This is a genomic window from Helicobacter felis ATCC 49179, assembly GCF_000200595.1.
GTDB lineage: Bacteria > Campylobacterota > Campylobacteria > Campylobacterales > Helicobacteraceae > Helicobacter > Helicobacter felis.
Genome location: NC_014810.2, coordinates 865,755 through 881,370, shown reverse-complemented (window position 1 = coordinate 881,370; position 15,616 = coordinate 865,755). Strand labels below are relative to the sequence as shown.

17 protein-coding genes are annotated in these 15,616 nt (G+C 43.4%); 14 read left to right on the top strand and 3 right to left on the bottom strand.

Translation table 11 applies throughout. The features are described from left to right. Nucleotides 1-56: 56 nt before the first annotated feature. From HFELIS_RS04480 to HFELIS_RS04450, 7 genes are all read left to right on the top strand, one after another. On the top strand, nt 57-2,480 hold the full coding sequence (locus HFELIS_RS04480) for an N-6 DNA methylase (protein WP_148229938.1): 2,424 nt from the start codon (nt 57-59) through the stop codon (nt 2,478-2,480). 104 nt (nt 2,481-2,584) lie between these two features. Further along, nucleotides 2,585-3,031, top strand: coding sequence for a 50S ribosomal protein L9 (rplI, locus tag HFELIS_RS04475; protein WP_013469345.1), 447 nt, complete (start codon nt 2,585-2,587; stop codon nt 3,029-3,031). A 3-nt stretch (nt 3,032-3,034) separates the two neighbouring features. After that, nucleotides 3,035-3,580, top strand: coding sequence for an ATP-dependent protease subunit HslV (gene hslV, locus HFELIS_RS04470; RefSeq protein WP_013469344.1), 546 nt, complete (start codon nt 3,035-3,037; stop codon nt 3,578-3,580). An 8-nt stretch (nt 3,581-3,588) separates the two neighbouring features. After that, entirely contained in the window at nt 3,589-4,905 is a 1,317-nt protein-coding gene (hslU, locus tag HFELIS_RS04465; protein ID WP_269446231.1) for an HslU--HslV peptidase ATPase subunit, read from the top strand. Continuing rightward, nucleotides 4,902-5,795, top strand: coding sequence for a GTPase Era (gene era, locus HFELIS_RS04460; RefSeq protein ID WP_013469342.1), 894 nt, complete (start codon nt 4,902-4,904; stop codon nt 5,793-5,795). Before hslU ends, era begins: the two co-directional genes overlap by 4 nt. 31 nt (nt 5,796-5,826) lie before the next feature. Continuing rightward, nucleotides 5,827-6,834 (top strand): L,D-transpeptidase Cds6 family protein, encoded by a 1,008-nt coding sequence (locus HFELIS_RS04455; protein WP_013469341.1) that lies wholly within the window; start codon nt 5,827-5,829, stop codon nt 6,832-6,834. 43 nt (nt 6,835-6,877) lie between these two features. Beyond that, the gene (locus HFELIS_RS04450) at nt 6,878-7,207 is read left to right on the top strand and encodes a hypothetical protein (protein WP_013469340.1); all 330 of its coding nucleotides are present in this window, start codon (nt 6,878-6,880) and stop codon (nt 7,205-7,207) included. Nucleotides 7,208-7,250: 43 nt separating this feature from the next. Here HFELIS_RS04450 and HFELIS_RS04445 read toward each other — a convergent pair whose 3' ends face one another. The 3 genes from HFELIS_RS04445 to queC all read right to left on the bottom strand — a co-directional run bounded on the left by HFELIS_RS04445 (nt 7,251) and on the right by queC (nt 9,275). Next, nucleotides 7,251-7,616, bottom strand: coding sequence for a heat shock protein transcriptional repressor HspR (locus HFELIS_RS04445; RefSeq protein WP_013469339.1), 366 nt, complete (start codon nt 7,614-7,616; stop codon nt 7,251-7,253). Between the two features lie 10 nt (nt 7,617-7,626). Beyond that, entirely contained in the window at nt 7,627-8,478 is an 852-nt protein-coding gene (locus HFELIS_RS04440) for a DnaJ family protein (protein ID WP_013469338.1), read from the bottom strand. A 65-nt stretch (nt 8,479-8,543) separates the two neighbouring features. Beyond that, a complete protein-coding gene (queC, locus tag HFELIS_RS04435; protein WP_013469337.1) occupies nt 8,544-9,275 on the bottom strand; it encodes a 7-cyano-7-deazaguanine synthase QueC in 732 nt (243 codons plus the stop codon). Nucleotides 9,276-9,301: 26 nt separating this feature from the next. Here queC and HFELIS_RS04430 point away from each other — a divergent pair, with 26 nt between their 5' ends. The 7 genes from HFELIS_RS04430 to mraY all read left to right on the top strand — a co-directional run bounded on the left by HFELIS_RS04430 (nt 9,302) and on the right by mraY (nt 15,614). Further along, on the top strand, nt 9,302-10,531 hold the full coding sequence (locus HFELIS_RS04430; protein WP_013469336.1) for a [cytidine(C)-cytidine(C)-adenosine (A)]-adding enzyme: 1,230 nt from the start codon (nt 9,302-9,304) through the stop codon (nt 10,529-10,531). A 14-nt stretch (nt 10,532-10,545) separates the two neighbouring features. Then, entirely contained in the window at nt 10,546-11,535 is a 990-nt protein-coding gene (locus HFELIS_RS04425; RefSeq protein ID WP_041303198.1) for a tRNA dihydrouridine synthase, read from the top strand. After that, entirely contained in the window at nt 11,535-12,575 is a 1,041-nt protein-coding gene (locus HFELIS_RS04420; protein WP_013469334.1) for an outer membrane beta-barrel protein, read from the top strand. The genes HFELIS_RS04425 and HFELIS_RS04420 overlap by 1 nt, the downstream gene beginning before the upstream one ends. Nucleotides 12,576-12,662: 87 nt before the next feature. Further along, nucleotides 12,663-13,112, top strand: a complete 450-nt coding sequence (gene exbB / locus HFELIS_RS04415) for a TonB-system energizer ExbB (RefSeq protein ID WP_013469333.1) — start codon at nt 12,663-12,665, stop codon at nt 13,110-13,112. Between the two features lie 3 nt (nt 13,113-13,115). Further along, entirely contained in the window at nt 13,116-13,505 is a 390-nt protein-coding gene (gene exbD, locus HFELIS_RS04410; RefSeq protein ID WP_013469332.1) for a TonB system transport protein ExbD, read from the top strand. Next, nucleotides 13,471-14,451 carry an energy transducer TonB gene (locus HFELIS_RS04405; RefSeq protein ID WP_013469331.1) on the top strand — a complete coding sequence of 327 codons (981 nt, stop codon included), beginning with the start codon at nt 13,471-13,473 and terminating at the stop codon, nt 14,449-14,451. Before exbD ends, HFELIS_RS04405 begins: the two co-directional genes overlap by 35 nt. A 101-nt stretch (nt 14,452-14,552) precedes the next feature. Continuing rightward, a complete protein-coding gene (gene mraY / locus HFELIS_RS04400; RefSeq protein WP_013469330.1) occupies nt 14,553-15,614 on the top strand; it encodes a phospho-N-acetylmuramoyl-pentapeptide-transferase in 1,062 nt (353 codons plus the stop codon). Nucleotides 15,615-15,616 lie beyond the last annotated feature (2 nt).

The following is a 15,616-nucleotide window of genomic DNA, read 5'->3' as shown; positions in this document are numbered from 1 at the left end:
AAAACGGGCGTTTCAGGGGATGTTGCAAGAATTTGTAACTTTGGTAGATGAAGATTATGAGCGAGCAAACTACGAACAAGTTGAGGGATTTTATCTCGGGTAAAGAAATTAGGGAAAGCCCTGAAGAGAAAGAGGCGGTGCAACCATTTTTAAAGATACTCCACGAAGACTATGGTTATCCCAAAAATCTCATACAAGCACACCCACAATACAGAGTCAAGGCAAGCCCATCTGACAAAAAAGGTTATCCCATTGACATTGCTGTTTTTGAAACAATACAGAATGAGAAAAGGCTAAAAATTGTCGTGGAGTGCAAGAAAAAAGATAGAAAAGATGGAATAGAGCAACTAAAAGACTATCTTAGATTTTGTGAAGCGCACATAGGCATTTGGTTTAATGGTAAGGAGAGTGTTTATATCCAAAAGATAGAGAAGTCTGGAAATATTACTTTTGAAGAGATAACGGCTTTCCCCAAGCACAATGAAAAATTAAGCGAGATAGGAAAGTATCTAAGAAAAGATTTAAAACCCACGCACAACTTAAAAGAAATTTTTAAAGAGATTAGGGGGCGGATTGTCGCTAACAGCACAGGCGTGAATCGAGATGAACAAATCGCTAAAGAGATGATTTTATTGATCCTTTGCAAAATTTACGATGAGCGTTTTACTGCTCATGATCAAATGGTGAGATTTAGAGCATCGATAGATGAGAGTGATGAAGAAGTCAGCGGTAGAATTAATGGACTTTTTGCGGACATACAGCAGAAGTATGACGATGTTTTAAATAAACAAGATGCCATAACCTTTGATGGCAAAACCCTAAAATTAGTGGTGGGCAAGCTTCAAAATATTTGTATCACTGAAACTGATAGGGACAGCGTGGGGGATGCGTTTGAAGTTTTTATAGGATACTCGTTAAAGGGTTCTCAAGGGCAGTTTTTTACGCCCAAAAATGTAGTGAGATTAATGGTGGAAATTGTCGCGCCAGACAAAAAGCACACCATCATCGATCCAGCGTGTGGGAGTTGTGGGTTTTTAGTTGAGTCGTTAAAATACCTTTGGCATACCCTAGATGAAACCATTGAAAACGAAATTTCCAGAGCCGAAGAAAAGATGGCTTTGGCGATCAAGAACATTAGGGGAATTGAAAAAGACAGCTTTTTAACAAAAGTGGGCAAGGCCTATATGACCATTTTGGGCGATGGCAAGGGGGGTATCTTTTGTGAAGACAGCTTGGAATTGCCCAAAAATTGGGGCGAGCTCACAAAAAGCCAAATAAAACTAGAAAACTTTGACATCTCCTTTTCAAATCCGCCCTTTGGAAAAGATATAAGAGTAACGGGCAAGGATAAACTAGCCCAATATGCGTTGAATTTAAATAAGAAGGAAGGCAATGTTTCAACGCTGTTTTTAGAAAGGAATTTACAACTTTTAAAAAAGGGGGGCAGATTGGCGATCATTTTGCCTGAAACCTACTTCCACGCCCCCAGCACGAGATATGTCAGAGAGTTTTTATACAAACACAATATCGAGTGGCTCATTGACATCCCCCACAACACATTTAGACCGCACAACAACGCCAAGTGTATCATCTTAATCCTCCAAAAGGACGCAAAACAACAGAGATTTATCCATATGGCTGTGGCTGAATTTGCAGGACACGATCATAATGGCAAAGTGATTTATAATGCTGATGGCAGTGTCAAAGACGACACGCTGACAATCATTGATGAAGTGAAGGGAAGGGTAGATGAAAAGAAATACACCTTTGAAGTAGAGGCACACAGGGTGATTGAGAGTGATATTTTAATCCCTAGATACTTTTGGAAAAGTAAAGAACTTGAAATCGCAGACATTGCCCATAGAAAAAATCTAAACACGGTTTCTTTGCAAGAGTTGATCGATCATGCGTGCATTAGTTTTTTTGACGGGCATGGCTCGCCTAAAGGGGAGCTAAAAGGTGAGGGTTCAATTCCCTACATAAGAGTTAAGGACATTGTGAATTGGCAAATCTACAAAGACCCCACAGCCATGATTCCTTTAGACGAATATAATAGGCTTTTTTCTAAGGCTAAACGACTCAAGCCAAAAGATATATTATTTGTCAAACGAGGAAGCTACAGAATAGGTAGCGTGGCAATGGTTTCTCCAAACGACACGCATGTTATTCTGACAAGGGAAATATTAGTCCTTAGAGTAAATACGCAAAACGCTACAAAGCAATATGGGATAACACCCGAATATTTGTTATATGCGATGTCTCATATAATTACTTATAAACAACTTGAAAACAAAATTTTTATAGACACGACCTTACCAAACATTGCCGATAGATGGAAAGAGCTAAAAATCCCCATCCCTAAAGATATTAGCCAGCTAGAGCAAATCACAGAAAAGGTCAAAAACGCCATCACTCAACAATGGGGATTTTTAAATGCAGTGAATGATTTAAAAAATCATCATGATGTTTTTTATACTTGACTTATCAAGACAGGTTATTTAGTCCTTAAATAAGCAAGATTTTCTTAAAGGCATTTTAAATCTAATGCTTTATAATAGCCAATTTTAACAAAAAAGGGAGTTGCATGAAAGTTTTACTACTAAAAGATGTGAAAAATTTGGGCAAAGCGGGGGATGTGTGTGAAGTGAAAGATGGTTATGGTCAAAACTTTCTTTTAGCTAAAAATTTAGCCCAACTTGCCACTTCAGCTACTATCAACAACTACAAGGCTAATCAGAAAAAACGCGCAGAGTTAGAAGCCCAAGAACTCGCCCACAAACAAGAGATCGCCAAAAAGTTAGAGAGCATCACTCTACAAATCGTTAAAAAAGTGGGGGCAAATGGGGCGTTGTTTGGATCGATCACCAAAGAAGAAGTTGTCGAAGCCCTGCGCGCGCAACATTCTTTAGAGATAGATAAAAAAACACTCGAGCTAAAAACCCCTATCAAGAGCACCGGGATTTATGAAATTGAAGTCAAACTAGGGGCTGGGGTGCATGGCGTGTTAAAAATTGATGTGGTGGCTGAGTAATAGATGTTCCATGCAACTACAATTTTAGGCTATAAAACGCATTTTGAGGGCAAGGATTACGCCATCATCGGGGGCGATGGGCAAGTGAGTTTTGGGAATTGTGTCCTCAAGGGCAACGCGACCAAGATTCGCACTCTTTATCACGGACGAATTTTAAGCGGATTTGCTGGAAGCACTGCGGACGCTTTTAGTCTCTTTGACATGTTTGAGCGCATTTTGGAGGGCAAAAAAGGGGATTTATTTAAAAGCGTGGTGGATTTTAGTAAGGAATGGCGCAAGGATAAATTTTTGCGCCGTTTAGAGGCGATGATGATTGTCCTCAACAAGCAATCCATCTTTATTTTGAGTGGAACGGGGGATGTGGTCGAACCTGAGGATGGTAAGATTGCCGCTATTGGGAGTGGGGGCAATTACGCGCTGAGTGCAGCGCGCGCTCTGGATCAATTCGCCAAACTGCCCCCTAAAACTTTAGTAGAAGAGTCGCTCAAAATTGCCGGAGAAATCTGCATTTACACCAACACCAACATTAAAATCTTGGAATTACCATGAAATTAGAAATGACTCCCCAAGAGATTGTAGATTATTTGGACGATTATATTATCGAACAAAAAGACGCTAAGAAAATGATCGCTATTGCTTTGCGCAACCGCTGGCGCAGGTTACAACTGCCCAAAGAGTTGCAAGAAGAAGTAACCCCTAAGAATATTTTAATGATCGGCTCAACGGGGGTTGGCAAAACAGAGATCGCACGGCGCATGGCCAAGATGATGGGCTTACCCTTTATTAAAGTGGAGGCAAGCAAGTATACTGAAGTGGGTTTTGTGGGGCGCGATGTGGAGTCTATGGTGCGTGATTTGGTCGCCACGAGCATTAATTTAGTGGAGAACGAACACAAGGAAAGAAATAGAGAAAAGATCGAAGAGCTTATTGTGGAACGCATTGCTAAAAAGTTGCTCCCGGCTTTGCCTAATGGGGTGAGTGAGACCAAAAAGGAGGAATACGCCTCCAATTTTGAAAAAACCAAAGAGAAGATCAAGAGCGGGGCTTTAGATCATGTGCAAATTGAGATCGAGTTGCGTAAAAAGCATTTAGAGGGAGACTTTAACGTGCCTCCTGAAATTATTAAAGTGCAAGAGAGTCTGATTAAAGTCTTAAATCGTGAGGGGGAGAAAGTCAGCAAAGAGATGAGCATCAAGGAGGCAAAGGAAGCTCTGCGCCATGATGTTTCCCAAACGATTTTGGATATGGAACGCGTGCAGGCTGAGGGCGTGGAGCGCGCCATGCAATCTGGGGTGATCTTTATTGATGAAATTGACAAGATCGCTGTTGGAGTTAAGGAGGGAAGCCGCCAAGACCCCAGCAAAGAGGGCGTGCAGCGCGATCTTTTACCCATTGTAGAGGGGAGTGTGATCAATACCAAATATGGCCCTGTGGCCACTGATCATATTTTATTCATTGCAGCTGGCGCATTCCAATTAAGCAAGCCTAGCGATCTCATTCCTGAACTACAGGGGCGTTTCCCCTTGCGCGTGGAATTAGAAAGTCTCTCTGAGGAGATCATGTTTGCTATTCTCACACGCACCAAAAGCTCGATCATCAAGCAATATCAAGCTCTCTTATCTGTGGAGGGTGTAGAACTTGTCTTTGACCCAGAGGCCCTTAGAGAGTTAGCTAGACTTTCTTATTTGGCCAATCAAAATGCCGAAGACATCGGCGCGCGCCGTTTACACACCACTATTGAAAAGGTCTTAGAAGATTTGAGCTTCAATGCATCTAGCTACAAGGGGCAACAAGTGTTGATCACAAAAGAAAATGTTGCTAAAAAGCTAGAAAATCTTGTGGATAATGTGGATCGCGCCCGTTTTATTTTATGAGTAAAGCCGGTTTTATTGCCCTCATTGGTCGCCCCAATGCCGGCAAGAGCACCTTGTTAAATGCGTTGGTGAATGAACACTTAGCTTTAACTTCGCACAAAGCGCACGCCACGCGCAAGGCTCTTAAAGCTATTGTGCCTTATACAGATTCTCAAGGGAATGCCTGCCAAATGGTGTTTGTAGACACACCCGGAATCGCCTCGCCCAAAAAACTTTTAGAGCAAGCCATGCAAGAGGAGAGTATGCGGGCTTTGCAAGATTGCGATTTGGTGCTTTTCTTAGCAAGCGTGCATGATGACTTAAGAGATTATGAGAACTTTTTAAGTTTTGCTAGCACAAAACCCCACATTCTAGCACTCAATAAAATCGACACCCTCACCCATGCAGATCTGCTTGCCAAGATCGCGCCCTATCAGGCTTATGGCGATAAATTCCATGCCTTAGTGCCCTTGAGCGCGAGCAAATATAAAAACATAGACATTTTATTAGCCAATGTGGCAGAACTCTTGCCCGAATCTCCCTTTTACTACGATCCCCAAAGTTTAAGCGATGCGCAGATGCGCGAGATTTATGCAGAGATGATTCGCGAACAACTTTTTGTGTATCTAAGTGAGGAGATTCCCTATGCGAGCGCGGTTGTATTGACGCATTTTGAGGAGGGGGACAAACTTGATCGCATCAAGGCACAAATTGTTGTAGAAAAAGAAAGTCAAAAAAAGATGATCATTGGCAAGGAGGGGAATGTCATTAAAAAAATTGGCCGTGCAGCCCGCTTACAGATGGAATCTTTGGGGGGCAAAAAAGTTTTTTTGCAATTAGAGGTTGTGGTGTGTAAAAATTGGAGCAGGGAAAGAGAGGGGTTAAAAAAAATGGGTTATGTGGTAGAATAGAGGCATTTTTTAATTTTTAATAGGGGTGTTTATGCTTAAAAGGGTTTTATGGGCACGGGTTTTGTTAGTTGCGTTTCTCTGCGTTGTGGGTCTGCGCGCGGACACCTTGATGGGTTTTGTGAAGGCCTATCATAAAAAAGGGATCGCCTCTATCGAACGACTCTTGCAATCCTATTTGACCCAAAAAGAGTTTTGGGAAGATGTGCTAGAAAAACATGACATCAGCTATGGCTACTATGAAGATCTTGACTACCTTTTTGTCATCAATAAGGCCGATCCAAAATTAATTCTATATGCTTTGCAGGGCGAAAAGATTGTTAAGGTCAATGAGAGCACCGCCTTAGTAGGCTCTAAAGCGGGAGAGAAAATTACAGAAGGGGATAAGGCCACGCCTATTGGGGTTTATCAGATTCTAAAAAAACTCACAGGTTTAGATGCCTATTATGGGCCTTTTGCCCTAGAAACCAATTATCCCAATCCTTTTGATGTGGCGCGCAAACGCAACGGGCATGGCATTTGGATCCATGGCCTGCCTTTAGATGGCAAGCGCGATGAGCTCAACACCAAAGGTTGCATTGCCATACAAAACCCCATTTTAAAAGATTATGGCACACGCCTCAAGGATAAAAAAACCTTACTCATTGTTTATGAGGGAGAGTTTAAATACGCAACCCAAGATGAATTAGCGGCCTTGCTTAGTTCTCTTTATACATGGCGCAGTGCATGGGCAAAAAATGATCTTGTGAGTTACATGAATTTTTATGCTCCAGATTTCAAACACGCCAATGGTATGGATTATAAGACTTATGAAAAATTTAAAACCCATGTTTTTGGCAAAAATGAGGATAAAACTATCCGCTTCTCTAAAGTCAATATCACTCCCTATCCCAATAACGATCACAAGCGCATCTTCCGTATCGCTTTTGATCAAGATTACGATGCCTATAAGAATAAGAAACTGGTCTATTCCTCTCATGGGACTAAAGTCCTTTTTGTGGCACTTGAAAAGGGTAAAATGCAGATTTTGGTTGAAAAATAGAGTATAATTTCAAGTTGGGGGAAATTTATACAAAAGGGAGTTTATGCGTTTTAGGTCAGTGTCTCTAGGTGTGTGTGTGTGTGTGGGTTTATTGGTGAGCGGATGCACACGCACGGTAGCAGCAAAGTTTGATCGCAATGTCAGTTATTCGGTGCAACTTAACAGCAACGATTTTAAAATAGGTGGTGTGGTCAGCGCAGAAATGCCTTACGATCCCGCTAATCCTAACATGACAGAATTGTTGCTCAATAAAGCCGTTGCGGAATGCCAATGCGACACGATTCTTTTGCCAAGATATGAAGTGATCAAAAAGGCTTTTAAAGCTCCTACCATCAAAGTTACCGGCAGAGCGGCAACTTTTAAAGAAAAATAGTTCTGTAGTCTGCCTGCCCTGCCTTGCAGGCGGGGCAAAACTCTTAAGCTTTCTTAAATAAAATCAATTCGTAAGAAGTTTTTTCAAGGCGTTTCACTTCGGGCTTTGTGGGGACATTTGTTTGCAAATGAGTTTGAAGCTCCTCATTTAAGCGATCTAATTCATCTAGGCGATCTTTAAGACGCAGAATAATATCCACTCCGGCCAAATTCACACCCATATCGCGCGTGAGGCGTAAGATTGTCTTGATTTTATCCACATCTCTTTGAGAATAGAGACGCATTTTGCCATCCGTGCGCTTAGGTTCTACCAAGCCCTCCTTTTCATATTGGCGCAAAGTTTGGGGGTGCACCCCTAAAATCTTAGCCACCACGCTAATTAAATACAGTGGCGCATCATAATCTAGCATGGGCGATCCTTTAGGGGAGTTGCTGTAAAGCCTGTTTGACCTCTATGCTCATGTGATCGGTGTGGGGCAAGATCACATTAGCGTTCAAATACAGATCTCCCATCTGTCCGCTCTTGCGGTTTTTAACCCCGAGTTCTTTGAGGCGGAATTTTTGGGCGTTTTTGGTATTGGGGGGAATCTTCAAAGACACATCTTTATAGAGGGTCTGAACATCTACTTTACCCCCAAATAACGCCGTTTTTAAAGGCACATCAAAACTCTTTGTTAAATCATCTCCATTCCTTGTATATTCCTTATCTTCTAACACATGCACTTTTAAAAGCGCGTCCCCACGCATGCCTGCTTGTTGGTGTCCCTTACCCCGCGCGCGCAACACCTCACCCTCTTTCACACCCGCAGGAATCTTGATTTCAAAACTCTCATTGGCAGAAACTTGTATCTTGCGTTGTGCGCCCAACACGGCTTCTCTCAAGCTAATTTGCAAATCGATTTGAACATCTAGCATATCCCGATTGAAACCAAAACCCGTATTCCTAAATCCCGTATTAAAACCTCCAAAACCTCCCCCAAAGATTTGAGACAAAATGTCATCAAAATTCGCACCTCCCCCCTGTGTGCGGGCAAAGTCGCTAAAATTCTGCCCCCCAAACATGCTATCTCCAAACTGATCGTATTGGGCGCGTTTTTGGTTATCACTCAAGATTTCATAGGCGGCGTTGATCTCTTTAAACTTCTCTTCGGCTTCCTTACCCTTGTTAAGATCGGGGTGGTATTTACGCGCCAATCTGCGGTAAGATCGCTTGATTTCCTCCGGACTGGCGTTTTCGCTGACTTCTAAAGTTTGGTAGAGACTTTTTCCCATTGTGATCCTTTTTTTAAAAATTTAGAATCATTATAGCATAAAACTTTAGTCTTATACTATCAATTTTATTTAGTGTCTAAAAACTTCATATAACCCTGTTGGCGCAGTTGGCATGCAGGACAGACCCCGCACCCATAGCCAAACTCATGGCGACTCTCTCGCACTCCCTCATAGCATGTATGGGTGTGCTCTAAAATCAACTCTAACCCCCCCAAAGCGTGGGCGAGCTGGAACTCTTGGGCCTTACTAGAAAACATTAAAGGAGCTAGCAGATTAATCCCCTCTTTTTTGCCAAAAGCCCCCAAATTCAAGCTAGTTTGCAAACTCTCTATAAAATTTTGCCGACAATCAAAATACCCGCTATAATCCTGCATAGACACCCCTAACAACACCGCTTGCGCGCCCAAATTAAAGGCGTAAGCGTGCGCTAGCGTGATAAAAAGCGCGTTGCGATCGGGCACAAAGGAGCTAGGCAGGTCTTGGGCTTGGGGGTGGGGCGTGTTGAGCGCGTGGGAAGTGTGGGCAAAAAGGGCAGAAGTGCTGATTTCTTGCAAACAAGAGAGATCAAGCACCTTATAGGGCAACTCTAGCATGCGCGCGATTTTGTGCGCTTGGGCGAGTTCGATGGCGTGTTTTTGATCGTAATCAAAGCCTAGTAAATAAGTTTGTTCAAAAACGCGTTTTGCCCAAAGAGCTAGAGTGGTGCTATCCTGCCCCCCACTAAAGCAGAGCACACAGGTGTGTGTTTTAAAATCTTGAATGGTGAGCATTTTTGCTAGATCAAAGGGATGCAACATGATGGACCTTTTAGAATCATTATAACATGGCCGATTGGGACACCTCTTTTTTGCGCTTAAAGCGCGCTCTGCCCTCCAGTCTGCTAACTTTGCACGCTATGATCGAGCAGGGGGGTTATCAAGCATGTATCGTGGGGGGAAGTGTACGCGATCTGCTCTTGGGTAAAGAGCCCAAAGATTACGATCTGGCCTCTAGCGCAACTCCAGACCAGTTAAAAGCTCTCCTAGAGGGCATGGAGGGGATAAAAATTATAGAGCTAGGGCGTGCCTTTGGCACTTTAGGGGTGGGCTTTGAGGGGTGGCTTTTTGAGATCACCACTTTTAGGCAGGAGGGAGAATATAGAGATCACCGCCACCCTAGCGCATTAAAATTTGTAAAGTCCATAGAAAGCGATTTAGCACGGCGTGATTTCACCATCAACGCCCTAGCCCTCCACCCTCAAAAAGGACTTTTAGATTTATATAGTGGGCTGGAAGATTTAAAAAAAGGGGTTTTAAGGTTGGTGGGCGATCCGACTTTGCGCCTGCAAGAGGACGCTTTGCGGATTTTACGCGCCCTGCGTTTTTCTAGCGTGCTAGGTTTTAGTTTGGAAGAGGTTACTCAAAAAGCCCTATGGGAACAAGCCCCCTTACTAGAACACATCGCCAAAGAACGCATCTGCATGGAGTTTTTTAAACTCTTGCTGGGGGATTTTGTGCGCTCTTGTGCGCCTTTTCAATCTCTCTTAGAAAAGACTTTAAAAGCGCGCTTAAAGCCCTTAGAGGGATTAGAAAACACCCCTTTGAATTTGCGCGCGCGCTTGCTCTATTTAGCCCAATCTTGGGACACCCAAACCCTGCGTGATTTTTGCACGCGTTTAAAATTTTCTAAAAAACTCACCCAATCCTTACACAAACTGCATGCCCACTTCCCCCTAGAGCCCCAAGAACCCTCCCGCCTTTGGATCAAAACACAATTACAAAGTTTGTATTTAGGCGAACTGCGCGCTTTGCTAGGCTTTTATCAAACCCAAGACCCCGTTTTAAGCGCGCGTTTAAAAAGTGAACTTAAAGATATTTTGCACAAACGCGAAGCTTATGCGTTGCGCCATTTGGCGATCAAGGGCACAGACTTGTTAGAACTTGGTTTTCAAGGCACGCAAGTGGGCGCGCTTTTAAAGGCGTGTTTAGAGGGGGTGATGTGCGGGGCTGTGTGCAATGAGAGAGAAGCGTTATTACAATATGCCAAAGAATGCCCCGCGTTAAGAGAAAATTAGTTAAAATGCCCCACATGTCTAAACTCCAATTTGATAATTTATTATTTTTAGCCCCTTTAGCGGGTTATACGGATTTGCCTTTTAGAAGTGTAGTGAAACGCTTTGGGGTAGATGTAACCGTGAGCGAGATGGTGAGTAGCCACGCGCTCGTGCATGCTTTTGAGAAAACTGCTAAGATGCTAGAGAAATCCCCCCATGAAAACCCTTTTAGCGTGCAAATTGCCGGCTCTAAAGTAGAGATTGTGCAAAGAGCGGTCGAGTTGCTTAACCAAGTGGAGGGAATCGACATTGTAGATTTTAATTGTGGTTGCCCAGCCCCCAAAGTGGCTAACCATGGCAATGGGAGCGGACTCCTTAAAGACTTAAACCACTTAGTCAAGCTTTTAAAAGTGGTGCGTGAGCACACTAATAAACCCTATACCAGCGTGAAAGTACGCTTAGGCTTTGAGCGCAAAATTCCAGAAGAGATCGCACATGCGCTCAATGATGCCCCTGTGGATTTTGTGGTGGTGCATGCGCGCACGCGCGCGGATCGCTACAAAAAAGAAAAGATTGATTATGAAAGTGTGCGCTTGATGCGCTCTATCTTAAATAAACCCTTGATTGTCAATGGCGAGATTGACAGCGTAGCCAAAGCCCAAGAGGTGCGCGCCTACACAGGGGCGCAGGGGGTGATGATCGGGCGGGCTAGTTTGATCAAACCTTGGATTTTTTGGCAGATCAAACACAACACACAGGAATTACCCCCCGTGCTTAAAAAAGATTTGGTCTTGGAACACTTTGATAAGATGGTGGAATTTTACGGAGTCAGAGGGGTGGTGATGTTTCGCAAGAACTTACACGCTTATGCTAAGGGACATGCGGGGGCGAGCGCGTTTAAGGGAGTGGTCAATAGCATGAGCGATCCATTAGTGGCGCGCGCGCAGGTGGAGGAGTTTTTTAGCCAAGCGCAGGATTTGCACGATCTCCCTCAGATTATCACCCTGAATAATCAAAGCGTCTAATGTTTAAGAACTTAATAGTTTTGGGGGCGGGGTGTTTGCCCTTGATGGGGGTGAGCAATCATATTTTTACAGGCGCGCGCTTAGGGGCAAGCATAGGTTTTGAGGGCAGTTATGGCCAGCAGGTGAGCATGGTTAATCCGAGCACAAAACCGGATGGATCACCTGCTTGTCCTAGCAATAATTGTAAGGGGGATGAGCTCATCGGGTTTTATACGCGCGACAAACAGCCGAGTTTTGCTTTCACCTACACGGTGGGCGATGAACTTTTTTTTGACAAATTGGCGATTAGTGGAATGCGGGTTTATGGGACTATGGAATACACCCATGCAGCACTAGGAGAGCGTTACAAGGTAGAGAATAAAGGGGGCAAAAATTACGATCCTCAATACATCAAAGCCGTTGATCCCACTACGGGGAATGTGATTCCTCAAGCGGTTACAAATGGCAACCCTCCCCCTGATGGCTTTAAAAATGTGGGGGGTGATTTGGCTGTGCCTAATAACTACAGCTCTCCTTGTGCTAGATTAAGTGCAAGTAACCCCTTGGGACTTTGCTCTACCCCAACCCCTCAGGAAAGTTTGCTCCAACATCCGGCCAATGCGGTCTCTCTAGGCCTGAATGTTGATTTTTTTCTTAATATACCTATAGATTACTTGGTGAAAAAACATACGAATTCTTTGGCAAAAAAGCTTCACTCTCAATTTCTCTTTTTAAATCTCTTTTTGAAATGGGGGATATTTGTGGGTGGAGGTGTGGAGTACACGATGTTTTGGAGCGATCGCTTTGTTAATCAGGCATTAGGCAAAAAAACACGCTTTTTTGCTGCTGGGAGTGGCTTTTTTATAAATGTGGGGACACAGCTGTATGTGGGCAAACATAACCGTCTCACGCTAGGATGGAAATTTCCTTGCTATAAATTTAGTGCGCAAAATTGGTATAACTATGGCAATAGCAATCCGGGCACACAGCAAACTTTAAAACAAACCTTGAGTATTACACCCCTCAGTCAGTTTTTTCTAGGCTATGCGTATCTTTTTTAACTTGGTATTATAAAAAATTTTATTGAACTTGACTTTTTATTACAAAACAAATACAATCGGCCCTATTTTTAACACTGAAGGGCATGCATGGGTGAAGGGTTTTCAGCAAAGCTAGTCGGCGAATATGTGGATATTGGGGTTTTTAGCGTGCTAGGAATTATGGGGTTTTTAGCGCTATGGTTCACTATTGAGCGCATCATTTTCTACGCGCGTATAGACTTTAGTCTTTATGAAGACCCGGATAGATTGGATATGGATTTGACAAAAAACCTCACCATGCTCTATATCATCTACTCTAATGCCCCCTATGTAGGACTTTTAGGCACTATTTTAGGCGTGATGGTTACCTTTTATGACATGAGCACAAGCGTGACCGGTTTAGACGCTAAAGCCATCACTTTAGGACTCTCCTTAGCACTCAAAGCCACCGCTTTTGGGTTGTTAGTAGCCATTCCCACCCTAATTGTTTATAATGCCTTTTTACGCAAAGTGGACATTCTTTCAGAGCGCTTTAGGCTGTATCAAAAAGGGGCTTAGAACATGAAAGTCAGACTGAAGCGGGGGGACGGCCTGAATGTTGTGCCTTTCATTGATGTGATGTTGGTGCTTTTGGCATTAGTGTTGAGCGTGTCTACTTTCATTGCAGAGGGCAAGATTAAGGTTAATCTCCCTAGCGCGAGCAGCGCACAAAAAATACATCAAGAAGAGAAAAAAATCACCATTGTGGTGAATAAATCCGATGAAATTTATGTAGACGACAAACCCCAAAGCTTAGAAGACTTAAAAGGTTTGATTGCTAAGACCGATCCTAAAATTTTAGTAGATTTGCGTAGCGATAAAGATTCTAAATTCGGCACCTTTATTGAGATTATGGACATTCTCAAAGCCCAAAATCATGAAAACTTCTCTATCTCTACAGCAACAAAGTAAATTTTCTAACCGCATAGGGTTTCTAAGTGCCACTGCCCTATACGCTCTGTCATTGTGGTTTTTTTTAGTCAATCCGCCCAAAATAGAACAATTAGCCCATGTGGGCACGCAACGCATGACCATGAGTTTAGCCAGTATCAATACACAATCTGCACAACTCCAACATGCCCAAGCTGCCAAGAGTGCAGCACCAGCACCCAAACCTCAAGAAAAACCAAAGCAAGAACACAAGCCCCATCACCATAAACCCAAACCTCATCCTAAACCTAAACCTAAACCCCAACCAAAGCCCAAGCCCACTCCTAAACCAGAACCCACGCCAAAACCCACCCCCATTCCCAAACCAGAACCCAAGCCCGAGCCTAAACCCGAGCCTAAACCCATTCCAAAACCCGAGCCTAAGCCAGAACCCAAACCCGAGCCAACTCCCCCTAAACCAGAACCCAAGCCCGAGCCCAAACCAGAACCCGCTCCTTCAAAACCCGAGCCCAAACCAGAACCTGCCCAACCGGCTAAGTCTGCATCGCAAGAGAGCTCGCAAGATGCCAATAGCAATGCCAAGTCCGCTAATAGCAATGCAAAAGCTAATAAGCAACAAAAACAAGCCGAATCTAATCAGAAATCTGAGGGAGCGCAAACAAGCGCGATGGCCTATAACCCCGGGGTGAGCAATGAATTTTTGATGAAAATTCAGATGGCCATTTCCTCAAGGAATCGATACCCTCGCATGGCGATGGTGCGCGGAATTGAGGGAGAGGTGTTAGTAGAATTTGTGATCAATGCCGATGGCACGACCACAGATATTAGGGTTGCCAAGAGTTCTGGATCGGATATTTTAAACCATGCCGCTATGCAAGCAGTCAAAGAGGCTTCTAGACTTTTTCCCACACCTAAGCAAACCGTGCATCTTAAGATACCCATTGCCTACACCATAAAAGATGAATGAATGTTGAAGGCGTTTTTTTACACCTGAACTCAAGAGATTACAAGCTTAAAGCTAGGGGGCTTATGTTAAAATTTAGTATCCCACTTCATTAAAGATTGGCAATGTTGTACTATCTCTATACTTTCTTTGGTGTGAATATTTTCCAGTATCTTACTTTCCGCGCAGGTTTAGCCTTTTTTATTAGCTTTTTTGTCTGTGTCTATTTGATGCCTAAGTTCATCACTTGGGCCAAGGCGACCAAAAGAAGTCAGCCTATTTCTAACTACATTCCTCACCAAAATAAAAAAGACACACCCACGATGGGGGGCATCGTGTTTTTAGGCACAGCTATCGTAGCTTCGTTACTAACAGCGAGGTTAGACAATCCCTTTGTGCTACTAGCTCTTTTTAGTTTGCTCGCCTTTGGTGCGATTGGCATGCAGGATGATTACACCAAAATCCGCCAAAAAAAGAATGCCGGCATTTCCGCACGCCTCAAAATGGGCTTGTTGCTCGCCGTGTCTTTGGGGATTGCTTATTGTCTCTCCCATTTAATGGAAGAAAAAGACCTCTATGTGCCCTTTTTGAAAAACCCTATTTTCTCTTTCCAAGATCACCCCTTTTTACTGCTAGGTTTTTGGGTGTTGGTGTTTATTTCTACAACCAATGCTGTTAATCTGACCGATGGCTTAGATGGCTTGGTTACCGTGCCTAGTGTCTGCGCTCTACTAAGTTTAAGCGTCTTTATTTATGTCGTGGGCAATGCGGAGTTTAGTAAATATTTGCTTTATCCTAAGGTAATCCATAGTGGGGAGGTCGTGGTGGTTTCTTCTGCACTGATGGGAGCTTTGCTAGGCTTTTTATGGTTTAATGCTTTTCCGGCTGAAGTGTTTATGGGAGATAGTGGGAGTTTAGGTATTGGAGGTTTTATCGCCTATATGGCTATTATCACTAATAATGAAATTTTATTATTTTTAATCGGCTTGGTTTTTGTGTTGGAAGCCACTTCGGTGATTTTGCAAATAGGGAGTTATAAAGTGCGTAAAAAGCGAATCTTCCGCATGGCGCCCTTGCACCACCATTTCGAATCCAAAGGATGGCCTGAAAATAAAATTATTTTGCGTTTTTGGATTGTGGCAATCTTAAGCAATCTTGTGGCGTTGCTCAGTCTGAAAGTGCGTTAATT